At 67.8% G+C, this 20,643-nt stretch carries 25 protein-coding genes; 14 read left to right on the forward strand and 11 right to left on the reverse strand.

Features of this window, described 5'->3' with window-relative positions:
- The first annotated feature begins 98 nt into the window (after positions 1-98).
- Together AB4Y74_RS00705 and AB4Y74_RS00710 are read left to right on the forward strand one after the other, a co-directional pair.
- Positions 99-1,112: an ABC transporter ATP-binding protein gene (locus tag AB4Y74_RS00705; RefSeq protein WP_441797198.1), complete on the forward strand. Its 1,014-nt coding sequence runs from the start codon at positions 99-101 to the stop codon at positions 1,110-1,112.
- Entirely contained in the window at positions 1,109-1,933 is an 825-nt protein-coding gene (locus AB4Y74_RS00710; protein WP_441797199.1) for an ABC transporter permease, read from the forward strand. The genes AB4Y74_RS00705 and AB4Y74_RS00710 overlap by 4 nt, the downstream gene beginning before the upstream one ends.
- A gap of 37 nt (positions 1,934-1,970) precedes the next feature.
- Here the strand turns inward: AB4Y74_RS00710 and AB4Y74_RS00715 are convergent, their stop codons facing one another.
- From AB4Y74_RS00715 to upp, 3 genes are all read right to left on the reverse strand, one after another.
- Positions 1,971-3,182, reverse strand: a complete 1,212-nt coding sequence (locus AB4Y74_RS00715; protein ID WP_441797200.1) for an acyltransferase family protein — start codon at positions 3,180-3,182, stop codon at positions 1,971-1,973.
- Positions 3,183-3,336: 154 nt separating this feature from the next.
- Positions 3,337-4,083, reverse strand: a complete 747-nt coding sequence (locus AB4Y74_RS00720; protein WP_441797201.1) for a winged helix-turn-helix domain-containing protein — start codon at positions 4,081-4,083, stop codon at positions 3,337-3,339.
- 384 nt (positions 4,084-4,467) lie between these two features.
- Positions 4,468-5,100, reverse strand: coding sequence for a uracil phosphoribosyltransferase (upp, locus tag AB4Y74_RS00725; RefSeq protein ID WP_441797202.1), 633 nt, complete (start codon positions 5,098-5,100; stop codon positions 4,468-4,470).
- A 50-nt stretch (positions 5,101-5,150) separates the two neighbouring features.
- On the opposite strand from upp, the gene tadA reads away from it, so the two are divergent.
- The gene (tadA, locus tag AB4Y74_RS00730) at positions 5,151-5,618 is read left to right on the forward strand and encodes a tRNA adenosine(34) deaminase TadA (RefSeq protein ID WP_441797203.1); all 468 of its coding nucleotides are present in this window, start codon (positions 5,151-5,153) and stop codon (positions 5,616-5,618) included.
- A 21-nt stretch (positions 5,619-5,639) separates the two neighbouring features.
- On the opposite strand, the gene AB4Y74_RS00735 is transcribed toward tadA, so the two are convergent.
- Positions 5,640-6,341, reverse strand: a complete 702-nt coding sequence (locus AB4Y74_RS00735) for a glutamine amidotransferase (RefSeq protein WP_441797204.1) — start codon at positions 6,339-6,341, stop codon at positions 5,640-5,642.
- Positions 6,338-7,300: a cation diffusion facilitator family transporter gene (locus AB4Y74_RS00740; protein ID WP_441797205.1), complete on the reverse strand. Its 963-nt coding sequence runs from the start codon at positions 7,298-7,300 to the stop codon at positions 6,338-6,340. The genes AB4Y74_RS00735 and AB4Y74_RS00740 overlap by 4 nt, the downstream gene beginning before the upstream one ends.
- Positions 7,301-7,323: 23 nt before the next feature.
- Here AB4Y74_RS00740 and proC point away from each other — a divergent pair, with 23 nt between their 5' ends.
- Positions 7,324-8,169 carry a pyrroline-5-carboxylate reductase gene (gene proC / locus AB4Y74_RS00745; RefSeq protein ID WP_441797206.1) on the forward strand — a complete coding sequence of 282 codons (846 nt, stop codon included), beginning with the start codon at positions 7,324-7,326 and terminating at the stop codon, positions 8,167-8,169.
- 73 nt (positions 8,170-8,242) lie between these two features.
- Here the strand turns inward: proC and AB4Y74_RS00750 are convergent, their stop codons facing one another.
- The 3 genes from AB4Y74_RS00750 to AB4Y74_RS00760 form a co-directional block, all read right to left on the reverse strand.
- Complete coding sequence (locus AB4Y74_RS00750) at positions 8,243-9,178, reverse strand: hypothetical protein (RefSeq protein ID WP_441797207.1); 936 nt, start codon at positions 9,176-9,178, stop codon at positions 8,243-8,245.
- A gap of 161 nt (positions 9,179-9,339) precedes the next feature.
- Positions 9,340-10,011 (reverse strand): potassium channel family protein, encoded by a 672-nt coding sequence (locus tag AB4Y74_RS00755; RefSeq protein WP_441797208.1) that lies wholly within the window; start codon positions 10,009-10,011, stop codon positions 9,340-9,342.
- Positions 10,004-11,440, reverse strand: coding sequence for a TrkH family potassium uptake protein (locus tag AB4Y74_RS00760; protein WP_441797209.1), 1,437 nt, complete (start codon positions 11,438-11,440; stop codon positions 10,004-10,006). The genes AB4Y74_RS00755 and AB4Y74_RS00760 overlap by 8 nt, the downstream gene beginning before the upstream one ends.
- A gap of 81 nt (positions 11,441-11,521) precedes the next feature.
- Here AB4Y74_RS00760 and AB4Y74_RS00765 point away from each other — a divergent pair, with 81 nt between their 5' ends.
- The 5 genes from AB4Y74_RS00765 (at position 11,522) to AB4Y74_RS00785 (ending at position 13,019) form a co-directional block, all read left to right on the forward strand.
- Positions 11,522-11,947 (forward strand): ArsR/SmtB family transcription factor, encoded by a 426-nt coding sequence (locus AB4Y74_RS00765; RefSeq protein ID WP_441797210.1) that lies wholly within the window; start codon positions 11,522-11,524, stop codon positions 11,945-11,947.
- 40 nt (positions 11,948-11,987) lie between these two features.
- A complete protein-coding gene (locus AB4Y74_RS00770) occupies positions 11,988-12,200 on the forward strand; it encodes a helix-turn-helix domain-containing protein (protein WP_441797211.1) in 213 nt (70 codons plus the stop codon).
- Between the two features lie 69 nt (positions 12,201-12,269).
- Complete coding sequence (locus AB4Y74_RS00775; RefSeq protein ID WP_003792170.1) at positions 12,270-12,368, forward strand: 30S ribosomal protein bS22; 99 nt, start codon at positions 12,270-12,272, stop codon at positions 12,366-12,368.
- 91 nt (positions 12,369-12,459) lie between these two features.
- Complete coding sequence (locus AB4Y74_RS00780; protein WP_441797212.1) at positions 12,460-12,723, forward strand: glutaredoxin family protein; 264 nt, start codon at positions 12,460-12,462, stop codon at positions 12,721-12,723.
- Positions 12,720-13,019 carry a Dabb family protein gene (locus AB4Y74_RS00785; RefSeq protein ID WP_441797213.1) on the forward strand — a complete coding sequence of 100 codons (300 nt, stop codon included), beginning with the start codon at positions 12,720-12,722 and terminating at the stop codon, positions 13,017-13,019. Before AB4Y74_RS00780 ends, AB4Y74_RS00785 begins: the two co-directional genes overlap by 4 nt.
- Before the next feature lies 1 nt (position 13,020).
- On the opposite strand, the gene AB4Y74_RS00790 is transcribed toward AB4Y74_RS00785, so the two are convergent.
- Together AB4Y74_RS00790 and AB4Y74_RS00795 are read right to left on the reverse strand one after the other, a co-directional pair.
- The gene (locus AB4Y74_RS00790; RefSeq protein WP_441797214.1) at positions 13,021-13,722 is read right to left on the reverse strand and encodes a GntR family transcriptional regulator; all 702 of its coding nucleotides are present in this window, start codon (positions 13,720-13,722) and stop codon (positions 13,021-13,023) included.
- Positions 13,722-14,390, reverse strand: a complete 669-nt coding sequence (locus AB4Y74_RS00795; RefSeq protein WP_441797215.1) for a GntR family transcriptional regulator — start codon at positions 14,388-14,390, stop codon at positions 13,722-13,724. Before AB4Y74_RS00795 ends, AB4Y74_RS00790 begins: the two co-directional genes overlap by 1 nt.
- 188 nt (positions 14,391-14,578) lie before the next feature.
- Here AB4Y74_RS00795 and AB4Y74_RS00800 point away from each other — a divergent pair, with 188 nt between their 5' ends.
- Entirely contained in the window at positions 14,579-15,805 is a 1,227-nt protein-coding gene (locus AB4Y74_RS00800; RefSeq protein WP_441797216.1) for an isochorismate synthase, read from the forward strand.
- A gap of 16 nt (positions 15,806-15,821) precedes the next feature.
- Here AB4Y74_RS00800 and AB4Y74_RS00805 read toward each other — a convergent pair whose 3' ends face one another.
- A complete protein-coding gene (locus AB4Y74_RS00805; RefSeq protein ID WP_441797217.1) occupies positions 15,822-16,676 on the reverse strand; it encodes a polyphosphate kinase 2 family protein in 855 nt (284 codons plus the stop codon).
- Positions 16,677-16,799: 123 nt separating this feature from the next.
- On the opposite strand from AB4Y74_RS00805, the gene AB4Y74_RS00810 reads away from it, so the two are divergent.
- The 4 genes from AB4Y74_RS00810 to AB4Y74_RS00825 all read left to right on the forward strand — a co-directional run bounded on the left by AB4Y74_RS00810 (position 16,800) and on the right by AB4Y74_RS00825 (position 20,637).
- Complete coding sequence (locus AB4Y74_RS00810) at positions 16,800-17,186, forward strand: hypothetical protein (RefSeq protein ID WP_441797218.1); 387 nt, start codon at positions 16,800-16,802, stop codon at positions 17,184-17,186.
- 113 nt (positions 17,187-17,299) lie between these two features.
- On the forward strand, positions 17,300-18,133 hold the full coding sequence (gene ubiE / locus AB4Y74_RS00815; RefSeq protein WP_441797219.1) for a bifunctional demethylmenaquinone methyltransferase/2-methoxy-6-polyprenyl-1,4-benzoquinol methylase UbiE: 834 nt from the start codon (positions 17,300-17,302) through the stop codon (positions 18,131-18,133).
- A 20-nt stretch (positions 18,134-18,153) separates the two neighbouring features.
- Positions 18,154-19,209 (forward strand): polyprenyl synthetase family protein, encoded by a 1,056-nt coding sequence (locus tag AB4Y74_RS00820; protein WP_441797220.1) that lies wholly within the window; start codon positions 18,154-18,156, stop codon positions 19,207-19,209.
- Between the two features lie 30 nt (positions 19,210-19,239).
- Positions 19,240-20,637: an FAD-dependent oxidoreductase gene (locus tag AB4Y74_RS00825; RefSeq protein ID WP_441797221.1), complete on the forward strand. Its 1,398-nt coding sequence runs from the start codon at positions 19,240-19,242 to the stop codon at positions 20,635-20,637.
- Positions 20,638-20,643 lie beyond the last annotated feature (6 nt).

Below are 20,643 nucleotides of genomic sequence, written 5' to 3' on the forward strand. Positions count from 1 at the left end.
TCGTTCCGTCAAGGAACCTGCGTCAACAGTCACCGAGGGCTGTCTTCAAGGATATCCCGTGCGGGTGGCTGACCATCAAGAAAGAAAGGAAAGCCACCATGGCTACCGCACACGGGCCGGCGCTCGCCGCCGACCACCTCGTGAAGACCTACAGCGGAGGGCGAGGCAAGCCTCCCATCCGCGCACTCGACGACCTCGGCTTCGAGGCCCAAGCGGGCACGGTCTTCGGCCTGCTCGGCCCCAACGGGGCAGGCAAGTCGACGACCATGAAGATCCTGTCGACGCTCACCCGGCCGGACTCGGGCACGGCGTTCGTCGCCGGTATCGACGTCGCCCGGCACCCATCGCGCGTGCGCCGCGCCATCGGATTCGTGGCCCAGAAGCCGGTCTCCGACCCGTCCGACACCGGGGTCGAGAACCTCGTGCTGGCCGGGCGCCTGCAGGGGATGTCCGGGCGGGAGGCAGTGGCCCGCGCCCGCGAGCTGCTCGACCGCTTCGGACTCACCGATCACGCCGGCCGCCAGGTCAAGACGTACTCCGGTGGCATGGCCCGCAAGCTGGATGTTGCGATCGGCTTGATGCATCGGCCGGAGGTGCTGTTCCTCGACGAGCCGACAACCGGCCTCGACCCGGAGGCGCGTGCCGAATTGTGGCTGGAACTGGAGCGGATGACGACCGCCGAGAATCTGACGGTGCTGCTCACCACGCACTACCTCGACGAAGCCGACCGCCTCGCCGACCGGCTCGCGATCGTCGACCACGGACGCGTCGTCGCCGGCGGCACCCCCGAGGAGCTGAAGAACGGCCTCCGCGGCGATGCCGTGATCGTCGAACTCGCAGCCGACGCCGACCCGTACGCCGGGCTGGCCGCCCTGCAGCGGGTGGATGCGCTCCGCGAGGTGGGCGGCGACGGCCGCACCCTGCGCGCCCGCGCCGACAGCGGGGCGGCGACCCTGCCGCTCGCGCTCGCCGCGCTCGAGGCCGCCGGCGTTGCCGTCGCTTCGGCCACGGTCGCCCGGCCCAGCCTGGACGACGTCTACCTGCGGCACACCGGCCGCACCTTCACGCGGGCGCAGGAGTCCGCCGAGTTCGTCCTGGAGAACGCATCATGACCACCGCAGCCCTCACCCCATCCCGAACATTGCGCCGCGGTGGCCCGACGTTCCTCTCGCACACGCTGTTGCTGACCGCCCGTCAGCTGCGCGCCGCCTGGCGGATGCCCGCGTTCCTGGTCATGAACCTGGTGCAGCCGGTGATCTGGCTGCTGCTCTTCGGGCAGCTCTTCAAGTCGGTGATCGACATCCCCGGCTTCGGGCTCGGACAGAGCTACCTCGAATACCTGACGCCGGGCGTCGTGATGATGCTCGCCTTGTTCGGGAGCGCGTGGTCGGGGACCGTGTACGTCCAGGACATGGACCGCGGCGTGATGGACCGGTTCCTCACGTCCCCGACCAACCGTGGAGCGATGATCGTCGCCACCCTGGTGTACCAGTCGATCCTCGCAGTCGCGCAGTCGCTCATCGTTGTTGCGATCGCGTTCTGGGCGGGCGCCCGCTTCGAGGGCGGAGTTGTCGGCATCCTGTTGCTGCTTCTCGGCGTTGTGCTGCTGACGGCGGTGTTCTGCTCACTGTCGAATGCGGTCGCGCTGCTGGCTCGCGAGCAGACCGCGCTGATCGGCATCTCGCAGCTGATCACGCTGCCACTGATGTTCCTCAGCTCCGCGATCATGAACACGAAGCTGTCGCCGGAGTGGGTGCAGAACGTCGCGGCGTACAACCCGTTCGAATGGGCGGTCATCGTCGGGCGGCAGGCGCTCAGTGCCCATCCCGACTGGGCGACCCTCTGGTTCCATGCGGGCCTGCTGGCTGCGCTGGCCGTCGTGATGGCCGCGTGGGCGACGAGCGCGTTCCGCGTCTACCAGCGCTCCGCGTAAGGGTCCGGCTCGGAGGCCGATCCCTCATCACCTCTCGTCAGCTTTTAGATAAAGGCTGACGAGGGGTGGTGAGCCATCTCGCGAGTTGGATGCTCGGCCGCTCGACGAACCGGTACGCGATCTCAGTTGCGACGGCGACGGCGAGCAGCGACAAGAACAGCGCGACCGTATAAGGCAGTCGGGCGCCGTCGACAAGAGCGACGAGCAGCGTGAAGCCGACCGGAACGTGCAAGAGGTAGAGACTGTAGCTGCGGCGGGCGGCAACGGTGAGCGGCGCGAACGGTTTCACCCGTCCCTCCAGGAGAACGGCGACAACGAACACGGCGAAGGCCAGTGCCGCATTCGACAGGTAACCATTGGCTGGGTCGGCGAACAGCGGGCTGGTCTTGTGCATGCCATAGACGAATACCGCCCAGGAGGCGGGTACGAGCAGCAGCCCTGCCCACACCGGAAGAATCCGCATGCGGAGGAAATAGACGACCTGGCCTGCGAGGAGCAACGGAACGAACGCTACGAACGCCGCGGCCAAGGCGAACGTCGTCCCCAACTGCGCGTGTAAAGTCACGACGATCGCAACCACCACGAGGAGCGCCGTCGTGGCCAATGCCGGAACGCGTTTCAGCAGCCAGCTGGTGGCCAGAAGCCCCGCGTAGAAGGACATCTCGATGACGAGCGTCCACCCCACGGCGATCAGCAGGGGCTGTCCGAGCTGCAAGTAGTTGCCGAGCGATGCGCCGAGCAGGAGCTGTAACGGATCCGGCGTCGAGGTGAGCCCTGACACGAACGTCCCCAGATACGCCAAGACCGTAACCAGCAGCGCCGTGGCGATCAGTGGGGGGTAGATGCGAAGCAATCGGCGGACGACGTACACGCCCGGGGATTCGCGCAGGGCCGCGTGGGTGACGACAAACCCGCTGACGAAGAAGAACAGGGCCACCCCGAGCCACCCGAAGTTCAGCTCTGCGTGGAGGGGGTCATGAACGAAGGTCCGAACGACGTCGGCTATCGGCCATCCTCGATGCTTCATCTCGAGAAAGTTGCCGACCAGGTGCGAATACACGACCAGGAGGGCGGCGAGGCCGCGCAGCTGGTCGATGATGGTGAAGTACACCCGAGGCGTGGCGACGGATGTGCCCGACGTGCGCTGACGATCCTCCGCAACGCGCGTACCGGTCAGTGGCGGACGATCGAGAGACGCTGGCACGGTCGCCATGCTCAGGACGTCGAAGTTGTTGCTCCTCGGGTCCACGCCGCCGCTCCTCGAGGCGGCGCGGGCGGGCAGTCCCCCGACACGTGCGCGCGGCCAGTCGGCAGCCTAGGGCATTTTTGGCATCCAGTGCGCCGCCGACGTCCCGAGTCGGCCGATGGGGCTCGGCACCCGCGCCGTTCCGCTCGGAATGCGGTCAGAACAGGTCAGGGGAGGGAGCGCTCGCGTAGCGGATCGAGACGTCTGCGTGGCGGTCGAACCGGTAACCCACGCCGCGGACCGTGCGCACGATGTCCTCGTAGCGCGCCAGCTTGGAGCGCAGGCGGCGAACGTGGACGTCGATCGTGCGCTCGTTCGGCACCTCGTCCCCGTCGGCGTCGCTCCACAGCGAGCTGATCAGTTCGGAGCGCTCGATGGTGCGGCCCTCGCGCAGCACCAGGTACTGGAGCAGTTCGAACTCCTTGTAGGTGAGGGCGACGGTCTGGTTGTCGAGCACCAGGCGCTTGCGGGAGATGTCGACGACGACGCCGGAGGCGGCCCGGTCCTCGTCCTCGTCCACGGTGAGCGCCTGGCGGTGTTTCGCGATCGCCGACGGGTCCTGCAGGGCGAGGCGGACCACATCCACATCGCGTCCACCGGCGCCGGCCGGGGCGAGGGCGACAGCGGCGTACGTCTCGGCGGAGGGCGACAGCTCGGCTGTGAGGCGCTTCAGCGCCTCGACGAGCTGGCCGAGGTCGGTGCCGTCCGCAGCGGCCTTCGCCTCGTCGATACCGACGTACAGGACGAAGCCGCGGGCCTCGGTGCCGGCAGGGACGGCACGGATGCGCGGCGCCGGCTCCGAGGGAGCGGCGGCGGGTGCGGAAGACTCGGCCCGGCGGACGGGGCTGATCGGCGAAACGGTGGAGGTGCGGGGGAAAGCGGTGTCGATGGTGGCAAGAGACATGGGGATCGAGTCCTTAGTGATGATGTTCCGCATCCCTGTGCGACGAGAATCCGCGGGTAGGCGGAGGTGCGGGGGATTTGTGCGGGAAGTGTGTCGTGTTGTGGCCCTACAGAGAGGGGCCGATGCGCAGGAGCGTGAGAGTGGCGCTCCCGGGGAGCGTTCGCCCGGTCACGACGTGATGCGTCGGAGGGCGGCTGCTCGGCGAAGTGTCGTCAGATTAGCGGCACATTCGGCAACACATGACGGAGTCGCGGCCGGCCATCATCATGCCGGCATTCCCAAGGGCCTCGAAGGAGGTCAGGGTACGCGCGTTGTCAGTCATGCACGCCAGTAAAACCGATCGTGACGTGCCGTGTCAAATGATTACGCAATATTGCGACCGCGTCAGACGGTCCCGTAGAGGCGGTCGCCGGCATCCCCGAGACCGGGAACGATGTAGCCGTTCTCGTTGAGGCGCTCGTCGAGCGAGCCCAGGACGATGGTGACGTTGCGCCCCTCGGTCGCCTTCTCCAGGGCGGCGAGGCCCTCCGGTGCGGCGAGCAGGCAGATAGCGGTCACATCCACCGCATTGCGCTGGAACAGGAAGTCGATGGCCGCGCCGAGTGAGCCTCCCGTCGCCAGCATCGGGTCGAGGACGAAGCACTGCCGGTCGGAGAGATCCATCGGGAGGCGCTCGGCGTACGTCGTCGGCTCCAGCGTCTCCTCGTTGCGCACCATGCCGAGGAACCCCACCTCGGCGGTCGGCATCAGCCGCACCATCCCCTCGAGCATTCCGAGACCGGCGCGCAGGATCGGGACGACCAGCGGGCGCGGCTCGCTCAGTGCGACCCCCGTGGTGGTCGTCACGGGCGTCTCGATCTCGACCGGCTGAACGCGGACGCCGCGGGTCGCCTCGTAGGCGAGAAGCGTGACCAGCTCCTCCGTGAGCTGGCGGAACACCGGAGAGGGCGTCTGCTTGTCGCGGAGCACCGTCAGTTTGTGGGTGATGAGTGGGTGGTCCGCAACGTGCACTCGCATAGGCTCAAGGCTAGCCGAACTCGTCCGCATCCAGCCCCCGGAGGACCGCCGTGAGCCTGACCGTGCCCAGCTCGTACGAGCAGTGGATGCGTCGCGCGCTCGACGACGCGCGTCTCGCGTTCGGCACGGGTGACGTTCCGGTGGCGGCGCTCGTCATCGATGAGCACGGCCAGGTCATCGGCACCGGTCGCAACGAGCGGGAGCTGCGCCACGATCCCACCGCGCACGCCGAAGTGCTTGCGCTTCGCGAGGCGGCGGCGACACGCGACGACTGGCACCTGGAGGGGTGCACCCTCGTCGTCACGCTGGAGCCGTGCGTGATGTGTGCCGGCGCGGTACTCGCCGCGCGCGTCCCCACCGTCGTGTTCGGTGCGTGGGACGAAAAGGCGGGCGCCGCAGGGTCGGTCTACGACGTGCTGCGCGATCGCCGCCTCAATCACCAGGTGCAGGTGTTCGCCGGGGTGCTGGCGGAGGAGTGCGGCGAAGTGCTGCTCGACTTCTTCCGCGCCAAGCGCTGAGGCGTCGTGCCGAGGCGGGCACTACGCCGGCAGGTTCTCCAGCCACTCGGAGAACGCCGCACGGGATGCCTCCTGCATGCGCGCCGAGTACGCCTCCCGGTCGCGGCGCATGGCATCCGGGTCGATCGCGTACTCGTCCAGCTCGTTGTACCCGTCCGAGACCCATTTCTCGTGCATCTCGTCGGTGACCTCGGGATGGAACTGCACCGCGAGCGCGAAGTCGCCGATCGCGAACGCCTCGTTGGAGTAGTCGTTCGAGGACGCCAGCAGCGTCGCCTCCTCGGGCAGTTCGAACGTGTCGCCGTGCCACTCCACCACAGGAACCCCGTCGAAGTGACGGATAGGGGAGTCCACCCCGGCCTCGGTCGGCTCCACACGGCGGTAACCGATTTGCATGGTGTCGCCCCTGTAGACGCGCTCCCCGAGTGCCCCGGCGATCAGCTGGGCGCCGAGGCAGACGCCCAGGGTCGGCCGCTGGGCGCCGATGCGGGCGCGCAGAAGCTCCTTCTCGGCCTCCAGGAACGGGAACTCGTCCGTCTGGTACGCGCCCATCTCGCCGCCGAGCACGACGACGAGGTCGGCCTCGCTCGGGTCGATCGCCGAGACGTCCTCGGCGCTCGCATCCACGATCCGGAGCTCGTACCCGTGCTCGACGAGAACCGGCCCGATGTTGCCGAGGTGGATGCTGGGATCGTGCTGCAGGATGACGGCCGTGCGGGTCACTCGAGTCCTTTGATGACGATGGTGTCGGTGGCGGGAGCCTGATCGTTCGGGTCGATCCAGACGTCGGGTTCGATGTAGATGACGCGGGCGGCGGGGACCGCGTCGCGGATACGGCGCTCGACGACGTCGATGGCGGCCGCGACGTCGGCCAGACGGTGCTCGCCCGAGAACGCCAGCTTGGCCGCGACCATCAGCTCGTCAGGCCCGAGGTACAGCGTCTTCATGTGGATGATGCGCTCGACCTCAGGGCCGGAGGTCACCGCCTCCTCGATGGCGGCAGCATCCGCGTCGGTGGCGCCCTCGCCGACCAGGAGGCTCTTCGTCTCCATGCCCAGGATGATCGCGACCGTCACCAGCAGGGCGCCGATCAGCACCGTCCCGATGCCGTCCCACATGCTGTTGCCGGTGATGACCGTCAGGCCCACTCCGAGCAGGGCGAAAACCAGGCCGATCAGAGCGGCCACATCCTCCAGCAGCACGACCGGCAGCTCGGGGGCCTTGGCGCGACGGATGAACTGCGGCCACGACATGCCGTGCTTGTGGGGGCGCGACTCCTTCACGGCGGTGCGCAGCGAGAACGACTCCAGCCCGATGGCGATCAGCAGCACCAGGATGGGCAGCCACGCGTTCTCCAACGGGTGCGGGTGGGTCAGCTTCTCGATGCCCTCGTAGATGGAGAAGACGCCGCCGACCGAGAACAGGATGATCGAGACGACGAAGGCGTAGACGTAGCGCTCGCGGCCGTAGCCGAACGGATGCTCGCGGTCGGCCTTCCGGCGCGACTGGCGTCCGCCGAGCAGGAGGAGCAGCTGGTTGCCCGAGTCCGCGAGCGAGTGCACGCCCTCCGCCAGCATCGACGACGAGCCCGAGAAGAACCACGCGATGAACTTCGTCAGGGCGATTCCGAGGTTGGCCGCGAACGCGGCGACGATGGCCCTGGTCCCACCTGATGCGCTCATGCGTCCAATCCTAGGATGGAGGCATGGACGACGCGCAGAACGTGACCCTTCCCACGATCGCCATGCTGGGGGCGGGCTCGATGGGCCGCGCCATCCTGAGCGGGCTCCTGGCCCCCGCGGTTCAGGTGGCCGGCATCCGCGTGACCAACCGGTCGGAGGAGCGCGCTGCCGAGCTCGCCGGAACGCCCGGCGTGACCGCGTACGCGACCGCGACCCATCCCGACGCGAACCGCCTCGCCGTCGACGGAGCGCAGGTGGTGATCGTCGCCGTCAAGCCGGCCATGGTGCGCGACCTGCTCGCCGAGATCGGCGATTCTCTCGCGCCGGGAACCGTCGTCGTGAGCGTGGCCGCCGGCGTGACCGCTGCGACAATGGAATCCCTGCTCCCCGACTCGGTGTCCGTCGTCCGGGCGATGCCGAACACACCCGCCGTCGTCGGTAAGGCGGTCACCGGTGTCAGCGCGGGCACGCGCACCGAAGCGGAGGACCTCACGGTCGTCCGTGCGCTGTTCGAGACGGTCGGCGAGGTGGTCGAGGTTCCCGAGTCGCAGCTGGATGCGCTGAGCACGATCTCCGGGTCCGGTCCGGCGTACGTCTTCCTCCTCATCGAAGCGCTGACCGAGGCCGCCGTCGGGAAAGGGTTCACGCCCGAGCAGGCGGCGACGCTCGTCAACGGCACGTTCTTGGGCGCGTCCTCCCTCCTCGTCTCGTCCGGTGAGACGCCTACCGAACTCCGCCGCCGGGTCACCAGCCCCAACGGCACCACGGAGCGCGCGGTCGCCGTCCTCTCCGATGCCGACCTCCCCTCCCTCTTCGCCCGCGCCACCGACGCCGCCCTGGCCCGCGCCCGCGAGCTCGCCGCCGGCTAGCCCGCGTCCCCACCTCCCCCTCCCCCCCTCCCCGCCATCGCTTCCTCGATTAATCCGCCGAAACGCCGTCCAATCACGGATTAAGCGAGGAAGCGATGGCGAGGGCGCGACGGACGCTGATCACCGCGCGCGGAACTGCGCCGCGCAGGTCCGCGGCGGTGACGAAGACCGCGTTCCAGCCAGCGGCCATCAACCGCTCCCGACGATAGATGTCAGCCTGATAGGTCTCACCGTCCGTGCGATGGTGGTCGCCGAGATATTCGATCGCCACGCGCCGATCGGGATACGCCAGATCAACCATCGCAACGAAGTCGTTGCGCTCCCGGATGCGGAAATTCAGTTCTGGCTCGGGAAGCCCGGCGTCTACCAGCTCGATCCTGAGACGGGACTCTTGCGGCGACAGGGACCCATAGCGGATGCGCTCCAGCGCCAGACGAAGGTTGCGCACACCCGGCCTGCGCCCGTGGCGCCGGGCAGCAGCCTCCAGGTCGTCTCGCGATGAGGCGCTAGGTATACCGGAATAGGGCTCGTCACCCGTCAGCAGGTAGTCGCCCATTGCGATGAGATCGATGAGGCTGACATACCCGGAGAGCTGAGCCCAGGTGTCCTGCGCCGACATGCACCTGAGCCCGTCCACCTCGACGACGCGGTGTCCGGCGGGTCGCAGTTCGTGCGGGATGATGCCCTTGACCCGAGAGGGCTTCCGCGGCGCGAAGACGGCAACGTCGATCCCTGCAGGACGAAAATGTCGGGGCAGCGGCATCCCATGGATGATCGCAGCGCTGAAGTGGCTGAACGCCTCCCCATCGATCTCTCGAGATGCGTAGGCCTTGCAGAGCGCCCGATGGTCATCGAGCCTGGCCCCGACAGTGCGCACTCCGTGGAAGGGGCGCTGCAGGTCGGCTCGATAGAGACGGTGACGACTCAGCCCAGCTCTGACCCCTTGGCTCACGGTGAACCCATCCGGTGCCAATGCCAGCCCATCGAACTCACTCTCGTGCGCTTCCATCCCACGATCCTGACGCCGCCCCGCGCCGTATCCGACTTATCCACATCCCCTCGATCGCTTCCTCGGTTAATCCGCTTCGTCGGCTCCGAAACGCGGATTAAGTGAGGAACCGATGGTTGGGGGGAGGGGGGAGGGGGAGGCGGGAGGCGAGGGAGGTGGGGCTAGCGCTCGAGGGCGGCGAAGCGCTCGATGTCGGCGGAGGCGCCGGAGACGATGACGAGGTCGTGGTCGGAGACGACGGTCTCGGCGGTCGCGTAGGTGAACGGCTTGCCCGGGCTCTTCACGCCGACGACCGTGATGTTGTACTTCGAGCGGACACCGGACTCGCCCAGGCGGAGGTCGCGGATCGGCTTCGGCGGGTACATCTTGACGAGCGCGAAGTCGTCGTCGAACTCGATGAAGTCGAGCATCCGCCCCGACACCAGGTGCGCTGCGCGCTCGCCGGCCTCGGCCTCCGGGTAGATGACGTGGTTCGCGCCGATGCGCTCCAGGATCTTGCCGTGCGACTTCGAGATCGCCTTCGCCCAGATCTGCGGCACCTTCAGGTCTACGAGGTTTGCGGTGATCAGGACGCTCGCCTCGATAGACGAGCCGACGGCGACAACCCCGATCGAGAAGTCTTCGGCCCCGATCTGCCGGAGCGTCTCGATCGACCGCGCGTCCGCCTGGACGGCGTGCGTGACCCGGTCGGCCCATTTCTGCACGAGCCCCGCGTCCGTGTCGATGGCGAGCACCTCGCGTCCGAGGCGGTCCAACTGCCCGGCGGTCGCTGCACCGAAGCGCCCGAGACCGATGACCAGGACGGGGGCGTTGTGCTTGATCCGGTCAACCAACGAGCGGCCTCTCCTCCGGGTTGCTGTACAGCTGGCGGCGCTGGCTCTGGGCCAGGGCCGCGGCGAGTGTCACTGTACCAACGCGCCCGCAGAACATCGTTGCGACCATGACGTAGACGCCGGCGTCCGGCAGCCTCTCGGTCAGTCCGGTCGACAGACCGCAGGTCGCGAAGGCCGAGATGACGTCGAAGAGCACGTGATCGAGCGGCGCCTTGGTGATCTGCAGGATGAGGATGCTCGACACCGCCACGATCGTCGCGCCCCAGAGCGCCACCGCGACGGACAGGCGCAGGACGTCGATCGGGATGCGGCGGCGGAACGCATCCATCGAGTCGACCCCCCGCGCCTCGGCGAAACCGGCCAGCAAGAGGACAGCCAGAGTGGTGACCTTGATGCCGCCGGCGGTGGATGCCGACCCGCCACCGATGAACATGAGCATGTCGGTCACCAGCAGGCTCGACCCGTGCAGATCGTCGATGGGGATCGTCGCGAAACCTCCCGATCGCGCCATCGTCGACAGGAAGAACGACTGGAACACCGTGTGGCCGGCATCCAGGTGCCCGAACGTCTTGGGGTTGTCGTACTCGAGCACGATGTAGAGCACGGCCCCGGCGACGAGGAGGATGACGGAGGTCAGCAGCGTGAGCTTCACGTGGATGGACCAGCGACGCCGCTTCAGCCGGAGATTGGATGCGATGGCCAAGATCACCGGGAACCCGATCGCCCCCAGGAAGACACCGATCATCAGGGCGCTCAGGAACCAGTAGTCCGTCGCGAACGCGTGGATGCCTTCGGCGTTCGGGGTGAATCCGGTGTTCGTGAAGGCCATCGCGGAGTAGTAGAGCGCCTCCCAGACGGCAGTGCCGACGTCGATCCCCGCGATCAGCATGCGGGGGAACAGGAGCAGCGCGACGGCACCCTCGATGACCACCATGCTGATCGCGACGGTGGTCAGAAGCTTGCCGACCTCGCCGAGCCGCACCGCCTGGCCCTCTGCGACCGGTCCGGCGTGCATCCGGAGCGGGTTGCTGTCGCTCGCGGCCATCAGCTTGGCGCGCAGGCCCAGCTTGCGGGAGACGATCAGTCCGAGGATGGATGCCATGGTCAGCACGCCGACGGCGCCCACCTGCACGCCGATGTAGACCAGGAGGTGACCGAAGACCGACCAGTGCGTCGCCATATCGACCGTGGAGAGCCCGGTGACGCAGATGACGGAGACGGCTGTGAACAGCGAGTCGGCAAGTGGCGTCCACTGCCCTTTCGCTGAGGAGATCGGGAGCGAGAACAGCAGTGTGAAGACGAGGATCAGCAGGGCGAACACCACGATCGCGAACCGCGACGGGCTGCGCGCAGCGAAGCCGTTGATCACGGCGCGGGCGCGTCCCCCTGGCGAGGAGGCGCGGCCAGGGACCGCCCTGATGGTGCTCATGTCTGGTCCTTCCCGTCGTCTTCCTTTTCGGGGCGGGCTCGGGACATGGTACTGCGCGGCGGGAATGACTAGGTTGGGGACATGGCCGACATCTTCGACGTGATCGCCGACCCGACGCGGCGCGAGATCCTGCGCGTGCTTCTGGATCGCGGCTCGGACGCGACGCATGCCGTCGGGGATATATCCGTTTCGGAGATCGTGGCGACGCTGGAGTTGAGCCAACCCACCGTATCCAAGCACCTGAAGGTGTTGCGGGAGGCCGGACTCGTCGCCGTGCGCGAGGTGGGTCAGCACCGGTATTACCGGCTGGACTCCGGGCCGCTCGAGGCGGTCGAGGACTGGGTCATTCCGTTCACGGCATCCGATGAGGATGTCGCTCTGAGCGTTCGTCTGGCGGAGGAGACGCGCGAGTTCGCGAGCACCGTCGGAAAGGTCCTCGCGGACACCCGCCACCGGGTCTCGTCGGCGACGGAGCGGGTCACCCCGAAGAAGTGGCGCAAGGACTGACCTTCCCGAGTACGATGACGGGCAGGAAAGGGACGGACGTATGGCTCACGATCTCAAGGACGTGCGCTTCCTGACGGTCGCCGAGGTGGCCGACATGATGCGCGTCTCCCGCATGACCGTCTACCGGCTCGTCCACTCCGGCGAACTCCCCGCCATCCGCTTCGGTCGATCGTTCCGCGTGCCGGAGTCCGCCGTCGAGCATTTGCTGCAGACGGCCACCGTTCGAGAGGGCCACGTCGCGGACTCGGCGTGACGTCGGGTAGACTGTCACTTCGTGTCGCCGCGTCTCCGCGGCATGCCCCTGATTCTTTGTGAGGTCCACGTGGGTTCGGTTATCAAGAAGCGTCGCAAGCGTATGGCGAAGAAGAAGCACCGCAAGCTGCTTCGCAAGACGCGCCACCAGCGTCGCAACAAGAAGTAGACCCTCGGTCTGCGGCTCAAGCGTCGGTCCTTCGGTCCGGCGCTTTTTGCTGTGCCGTATCGAGTTTTGCTGTGCCGTTTAGAGTGGATGGGTGTCCAGCGTCTCCCTGACCCTCATCGGCAAGCCCGGCTGTCACCTGTGCGATGACGCACGGGCGACCATCCGGGCGGTGATCGCCGACCTGCCCGTCGAGGGTCCGACGGTGACCGTCGAGGAACGCGACATCCTGCAGGATGCGGAGCTTCACGAGAAGTACGTGGAGGACATCCCCGTCGTCCTCATCGCTGGACGCGTCCACACCTACTGGCGTGTGGACCCCGCTCGCCTACGCACCGCCCTTCTGGAGGCCCGATGACCATCCGCCATGTCGTGTCGTGGAAGCTCGGAGCCACCGACGAGACGGAGCGCGCGGCGCATGCGGCCGGGATCAAGCTGCGCTTGGAGTCGCTCCCGGCCGTGATCCCGCAGATCCGTTTCCTGCAGGTCGGGGTGAACGTGGTGCCGGCGAACGACTTCGACGTTGTCCTCATCAGCGATTTCGACAGCGTCGACGACATCGAGACGTATCAGCAGCATCCCGCGCACCTCGAAGTCGCGGCATTCATCCGCTCGGTGGTCGCCTCGCGCTCGTCCGTGGACTTCGAGGTCTGACTCAGAAGACCGGGCTCTGGGCGATGTCCGAATCGCGACGACGGTAGTCGTCGAGGAACTGCTTCAGCGTTCCGGCGTACAGTTCTCGTACCAAAGCGCTCGCCTGGGCACCGTCGCGGTCTTTCGCGGCGGCGAGGATGCCTGCGAGGGCGGCCGGCACGTCATCGATCCCGAACGGCGTGTGCCACACGGAGATGTAGCGGAGCAACTGGGGACTGAGCCCTTCGCTCACCGAAATGAGCACGTCGTTCTGGCCGGCTCGCTCCAGCTCGAAGAAGAAGTCGTTGAACGCGCGGCCAAGAGCAGGGAGGTCGCGGGCCTTGGCCGCTTTCCGGGCTTCCTTGTGCGCTTTGTCCATGCGGGTGACTGCCGCGTTGTCGAGCGTCGGCACGATGGTGCGGGCCGCATGCTCGTGCAGAAGCCCGGTCGTGTAGATCGCCTCGTCGATCGCCTTCAAGTCGATGGGCGCGACGCGGGTGTACCGGTTGGGCGCCATCTCGACGAGTCCGATGTCGGCGAGCTTCATGAGGGCCTCGCGGATCGGCGTGCGTGAGACGCCGAGCCATGCGGTCAGCTTCTCGTCGAGGAGCGTCTCGCCCGGCTCGAGAGTGCCGTCGAGGATCCCGTCGTAGAGACGGGAGTAGACCACGTCGCGCAGGAGCCGGCGTTCGACCGGGGCAGTGTCGTTCACGGGCAACGGCATCAGCGGCTCTCCTTCTGGGATGCGGCGAAGTCGTCGGCGATGGTGACCAGCCCCTTGTCGAACACGTCTAGTGCGGCGCGGCCGGCCTTGTCGGCCTTGCCCGCGATTGCCGCGTCGGCGAGAGCATTCATGGACGAACGCGCCTTCTCGAAGGCGGCGGTCGTCGTGGAGGCGTTGAGCGCGCGCTGCACCTCGGGAAGATGGCGCTTCAGCAGGCGGGCGACGGTGCCGTTGTCGAGCCGGCGGAGGAAGACCCCGAGGAAGCCGTCGGCAGTGAGGCCGGTGCGGACAGCAGACGCGGAGTCATCGTCAGTGGATGCGCGCAGCGCCTCCCGGTCGGCATCGGTGAGGAGGGGTGTGGCGTCCCGCACCACACCGGCGACGAGGACGCCGACGGTCGTGATCAGGTCGCGCAGGCGCTTCGCTTCGATCGGTGTCACCCGGGTGCGACGCTGCGGCAGGATCTCGACGAGCCCCATTGCGGCGAGCTGATTGAGCGCTTCGCGGACCGGAGTCCGTGAGACTCCGACCCACCGCTCGATCTCTGCGTCGTACAGCTGCTCGCCCGGAAGGAGGTCGCCGTCGACGATCGCGTCGAGCAGGCGCAGGAAGACTTCGTCGCGGATGAGCCGGCGGGGGCTGGCGGCTCCGGTCACGGGCACGGGCATAAATGAATGTTACATCCCGGTTGATCGGCTCAGGGGCTGATGTGCAGAGTGTCGAAAGCGCGCATTGACAGCTGTCTCGCGCGTCCCGACGTGCAGCGAGCGTCCATCCCGCGCCCACCGGCCGCACAGCGTGTCGGGCGTAGGCTGGTCCGGTGAGATCAGCTCCGACCGCTCGGCGGGAGACTGGCGTGACGGTCCTCGAGGCCGAGACCACACCGCTCGATGACGTCCGCCAGCTCATCCCCTTCCTCGACTCCCGCACGCCCCTGCTCTGGCTTCGCAAGGGTGAGGGAATGGCCGCGATCGGCGAGGTGCTGCGGCTCGACTTCACCGGCCCCGACCGCATCGAGCAGGCATCGGCGGCCTGGCGGGAGACCGCATCCGCCGCGACCGTCGACGACGAGGTGCGGACCCCGGGCACTGGCCTGGTCGCCTTCGGCACCTTCGCCTTCGACGACGAGAGCACCGCGACGAGCACCCTCATCGTGCCCGAGATCGTCATCGGCCGTCGGGGCAGTCGCAGCTGGATCACGCGCATCCGGCGCGCGGGCGAGCCTGCCGTGGCAGCCTTGCCGAGTCCGACCCCGTTCGGCGACGAGTACCGGTTGAGCCTTCTCCCCGGCGAGCTCGGCGCCGAGGGCTATCGAGCGGCCGTCGCCGCAGCCGTTGAGCGGATTCGCGAGGGCGATCTCTCCAAAGCGGTGCTGGCCCGGGACCTGCGCGGCCACCTGCCGCAGGAGTCCGACCTCCGGCGCGCGCTGGTGGAGCTCGCGCTCGGCTACCCCGACTGCTGGACCTTCGCGGTGGACGGCCTGGTCGGCTCGTCCCCGGAGACGCTGGTCCGCGTCCATCACGGCACGGTCACGGCACGCGTGCTCGCCGGAACGATCTCGCGCGGTCCGGATGCAGAAATGGATGCCGCCGCCGCGGCCGAACTGGTGGCGAGCGCCAAAGATCAGGGCGAGCACCGCTTCGCTGTCACGAGCGTGATGGATGCGCTCCGCCCGCACAGTGCCGACCTTGCCGCCACGGACGAACCGTTCACGCTGAAGCTCCCCAACCTCTGGCACCTGGCGACCGACATCGCCGGGATGCTGAGCGACGGGTCGAGCTCGCTCGATCTCGCGTCGGCGCTGCACCCGACCGCCGCTGTCGCCGGAACCCCCCGCACGGAGGCACTCGCGCTGATCCGGGAGCTCGAACCGTTCGACCGTGGACGCTATGCCGGACCGGTCGGCTGGGTCGGCGGCGACGGCGACGGCGAGTGGGCGATCGCCCTCCGGTGCGCCCAGGTCACCGAGAGTGGTGACCTGACCGCCTACGCTGGCGCGGGGATCGTGGCCGACTCGGACCCGGATCGCGAGCTGGCCGAGACGACGATGAAGTTCCGGCCGATCGTGGAGGCGTTCGGCTGAGTCCGCGGGCGCATCCTCAGGACTGCTCCAGCCGACACTTCTGCTCCTCGACGTCGTAGTCGGGCTGCGGCCACTGCAGGTCGAGACCCTCCAGGGCCCGGATGAGCAGCTGCTGCACCGCGATACGGGCATACCACTTGTGGTCCGCCGGCACGACGAACCAGGGCGCGTAGGCGGAGGTCGTGCGGTCGAAGACAACCTGGTACGCCTCCTGGTAGGCGTCCCAGAGCAGACGCTCGTCCACGTCGGCGGGGTTGAACTTCCAGTACTTTTCGGGCCGTTCCAGCCGTGAGGCGAGGCGCTTCTTCTGCTCGTCCCGCCCCAGGTGCAGCATCACCTTGATCACGGTCGTGCCGGATTGGGTCAATTCCTTCTCGAAGGCGTTGATCGCTCCGTACCGTCGTTCGATCTCCTCGGCCGGAGCACGTTCGCGGACGCGGCCGATCAGGACGTCCTCGTAGTGCGAGCGGTCGAAGACACCGACCTTCCCGGCCCCGGGCACCTCCCGCCAGACCCGCCATAGGAAGTCGTGGGCCAGCTCTTCGGGGGTGGGCTTGCCGAAGCCCGCGTACCGGACGCCGCCCGGGTTCATCGCTCCGATGACGTGCGAGACGATTCCTCCTTTGCCCGCCGTGTCCATCGCCTGCAGGACGAGGAGCACCGAGCGCGGCTCTCCTTCCCTGCCACTGGCGAAGAGTTGCTCCTGCAGGTCGGCCAGGCGCTTGCCCCCGTCCGCCAGGGCCTCCTCGCCCGCCGTCTTGTCTCCGCGGAATCCCGGCGACCCATCGGTGGGCTGCTCCGACAGCCGGAAGCCCGGCTGCACGCGCAACAGCTCGGAGGGGTCGGTCGTCCAGTTCCTGTCGTCGCTCACAGCAGCCTCCTCGTCGCCGGGACGCCCATGGTAGTCCCGGTGGGACCGCGTGGGCCGCGCAAAAATCCGTGCTAGCCGCGGCCGTCGGCTCCGCACTACGGTGTGCGCGAAAGGGAGGCCGAGATGAACTCGTTCTGGAGTGTGTTCTTGTACGTCTTCTGGATCTTCGCGTTCGTCGCGTTCCTGATGATCCTGTTCACGGTCCTGGTGGACCTGTTCCGGGATCAAGGGCTGAGCGGCTGGGCAAAGGCGCTGTGGGTGATCTTCCTGCTGTTCCTGCCGGGGCTCGCGATCCTCGTCTACCTCATCGCACGAGGGCGAGGGATGGCGGAGCGGAACCTGGCCCGCCACGCGGCGGTGGCCGAGGACGACAGCTGGGGTCAGCATCCGACGCCGTCCGCCACCCCGGCGTCCGACATCCAGCAGGCGCAGGCTCTGCTCGACCAGGGGGTCATCAGCAGCGGTGAGTTCGACGCGTTGCGCGCGAAGGCGCTGGGACAGCGGTATTGAGGGGCGAGTGGATGCGACGCTCGCCATCGCGCGCGGCGGCCCTCGCTGACCATTCGGCGTGCATTCAGCGTCGCAGAATGCACGCCGCAGACCCCGCAGCCTAAGCTGGTGGAGTGAGTAAGGCCGACCTCAGCAAACAGCCCGCCCAGGTTGCCGCCATGTTCGACCAGGTGTCGACGCGCTACGACCGGACGAATGCCGTTCTGTCGGTGGGCAACGCGGCGCTGTGGCGTGTGGCGACGACCCGAGCCGTGGCCCCGCGCGCCGGGGAGTCGATCCTCGACGTCGCCGCCGGAACCGGTACGTCGAGCGCTTCGCTCGCGCGGAACGGTGCGTCCGTCGTCGCCGCGGACTTCTCCGAGGGGATGATCGAGGTCGGTCGGCAGCGGCAGGCCGGCAACCCCTTCGTCCGCTTCGTTCAGGCCGATGCCACCGACCTTCCTTTCGAGGACGACGCCTTCGACGCCGTCACGATTTCGTTCGGGCTGCGCAACATCGTCGACCCCAAGAAGGCGCTCGCCGAGTTCTACCGGGTGGTGAAGCCCGGCGGCCGTGTCGTGGTGTGCGAGTTCTCGCAGCCCCCGCTCGCACCGATCCGCGCGGGCTACTCCGCCTATCTCAAGTACGGGATGCCGGTGCTCGCCCGGGTCGCCAGCTCCAATCCCGCCGCGTACGAGTACCTGATGGAGTCGATCCAGGCGTGGCCGAATCAGCGGCAACTCGCGGCCTGGCTGCGCGAAGCCGGGTTCGAGCGCGTCGCGTTCCGTAATCTCACCGCCGGGATCGTGGCCCTGCACCGCGGATTCAAGCCGGTTCGATCGGTCGTTGCCGCGCCGGCTGCCCCCCAGGCGACGGCTGCGAGGCGCAAGCCGAAGCCGAAGCCGGAATCCGCGGCGCCTGCCCGTTCCGAAGAGTCTGCGTCCACCGTCCCGTCCGAGGGGGAGTAGTGCCACGAAGTGTTCCGGCGATGCGGCGTCCGTCGCTGACCGGTCAACTGGGCTTCACCGAACGGATCTTCATCCGCGGTGAGGACCGTGAGATGGCGAACGCGGTCGACGATGGCCTCGCGCAGGTCGAAGAGGGCCTGCACCGCGAGATGCACTTCGCGGACAACCTCGCCGACGTGACCGCCCGCTATCTCTTGGAGGCTGGGGGGAAGCGCGTGCGGCCGATGCTCACGCTCCTGGCCGCGCAGCTCGGTGACGGCACCAACCCGAAGGTCGTCCAGGCGGCACAGGCGGTCGAGATCACGCACCTCGCCTCGCTCTATCACGACGACGTGATGGACGACTCGCAGATGCGCAGGGGGGTACCGAGCGCGCAGTTCGTCTGGGGCAACTCGGTGGCCGTGCTCACCGGCGATCTCCTGTTCGCTCGCGCGAGCAAGCTCGTCTCCGCCCTCGGGGTGCGGGCGATCGAGCTGCAGGCGGACACGTTCGAGCGGCTGTGCCTCGGTCAGCTCCACGAGACCATCGGTCCGCAGGAGGGCGAAGACGCGGTCGAGCACTACATCCGGGTGCTCGAGGACAAGACCGGATCTCTCATCGCAGTCGCCGCTCAAATGGGCGTCGTCTTCTCGAACGCCCCGACCGAGTACGAACAGCCCGTCGTGGTGTTCGGCGAGAAGATCGGCGTCGCCTTCCAGCTGATCGATGACGTCATCGACCTGTCCTCGCAGGGCGTGGCGGAGACCGGCAAGACCCCGGGCAACGATCTGCGGGCGGGTGTCGCCACTCTCCCGGTGCTGCGTCTCCGTGAGCGTGCGGCGACGGATCCCGACGCTGCGGCGCTGCTCAAGCGGCTCGAGCGCGACGTCATCGGTTCCACCGAGGACGGTGAGGTCACTCCCGCCGCTGTGGACGCCATCGCTGCGCTGCGCGAGCACGACGTGACGCGCCAGACGCTGGAGGAGGCGCACCGCTGGGCGCGCGAGGCAGTGGAGGCGCTCGCGCCCCTGCCGGACGGCCCGGTGAAGAAGGCACTCGTCCGGTTCGCGGACACCATCGTCGAGCGCTCCAGCTGAGCCGGACGCAACACCAGAAGGAATCAACGCATGACCAAACTTCGACTGGCCATCGTCGGCGCCGGCCCGGCCGGCATCTACGCCGCCGACATCCTGCTGAAGGCGGAGCGCAACTTCGATGTCTCCATCGACCTCTTCGAGCAGCTGCCCGCACCCTACGGCCTCGTCCGCTACGGCGTCGCCCCCGACCACCCGCGGATCAAGGGCATCATCACGGCCCTTCGCGAGGTGCTCGACCGCGGTGACATCCGCATCTTCGGCAACGTCGAGTACGGGCGTGACATCACCCTCGACGACTTGAAGCACCACTACAACGCGGTCATCTTCGCTACGGGTGCCGTGCGCGACGCCGACCTCGAGATCCCCGGCGTCGAGCTTCACGGGTCGTACGGAGCAGCCGAATTCGTGAGCTGGTTCGACGGCCATCCGGATGTTCCGCGCACGTGGCCACTGGAGGCGAAGTCGGTCGCCGTGATCGGAAACGGCAACGTGGCCCTCGACATCTCGCGGATGCTCGCCAAGCACGCCGACGACCTGCTTCCGACGGAGATTCCGGACAATGTCTACGAGGGGCTGAAGAGCTCCCCGGTGACCGACGTGCACGTCTTCGGCCGCCGCGGTCCCGCCCAGGTGAAGTTCACACCCCTGGAACTTCGGGAGCTCGGCGAGCTCCGGGACGTCGACATGATCTTGTACGACGAGGATTTCGACTACGACGAGCAGTCGAAGGCGGCCGTCGCCAGCAACAAGCAGGTCATGGTGATCGACCGCGTGCTGCAGCAGTGGCGTCAGCGCGAGGTGGGAAGCGCATCCCGCCGGCTGCACCTGCACTTCTACGCGAAGCCGCTCGAGATCGTGGGTGACGAGAACGGCAATGTCCGTGCGTTCCGTTACGAGCGCACCGAGCCCGACGGCGAGGGCGGCGTGCGCGGCACCGGCGAGATCCGCGAGCTGGAGATCGACGCGCTCTACCGCGCCGTCGGATACTTCGGCTCGCCGCTTCAAGGCATTCCCTTCGACCGCAAGCACGGTGTCATCCCGAACCACGAAGGCCAGGTGCTGCGCAAGGGCGACAACGAGCGCATGTACGGCGTCTACGCGACGGGGTGGATCAAGCGTGGTCCGGTCGGACTCATCGGCCACACGAAGTCGGATGCGATGGAAACGATCAAGCATGTGATCAACGATCAGGGAAACTGGTGGTCACCGGCAGACCCGGACGAGCAATCTGTGGAGAACCTCCTGCGCGAGCGCGGTGTGGAATTCACGACGCTCGACGGCTGGCACAACCTGGATCTGCACGAACAGGCGCTCGGTTCCGAGCGGGGACGCGTCCGGGTCAAGGTCGTGCCGCGTGACGAGATGGTGCGCGCCTCCAACGCGCAGCCGGTCGGCAGCGGCCCAGCGGTCAGCGGGCAGTCCGAGTAACCGCAC

The sequence above is a fragment of the Leifsonia sp. RAF41 genome (assembly GCF_052114085.1).
Classification (GTDB): Bacteria; Actinomycetota; Actinomycetes; order Actinomycetales; family Microbacteriaceae; genus Leifsonia.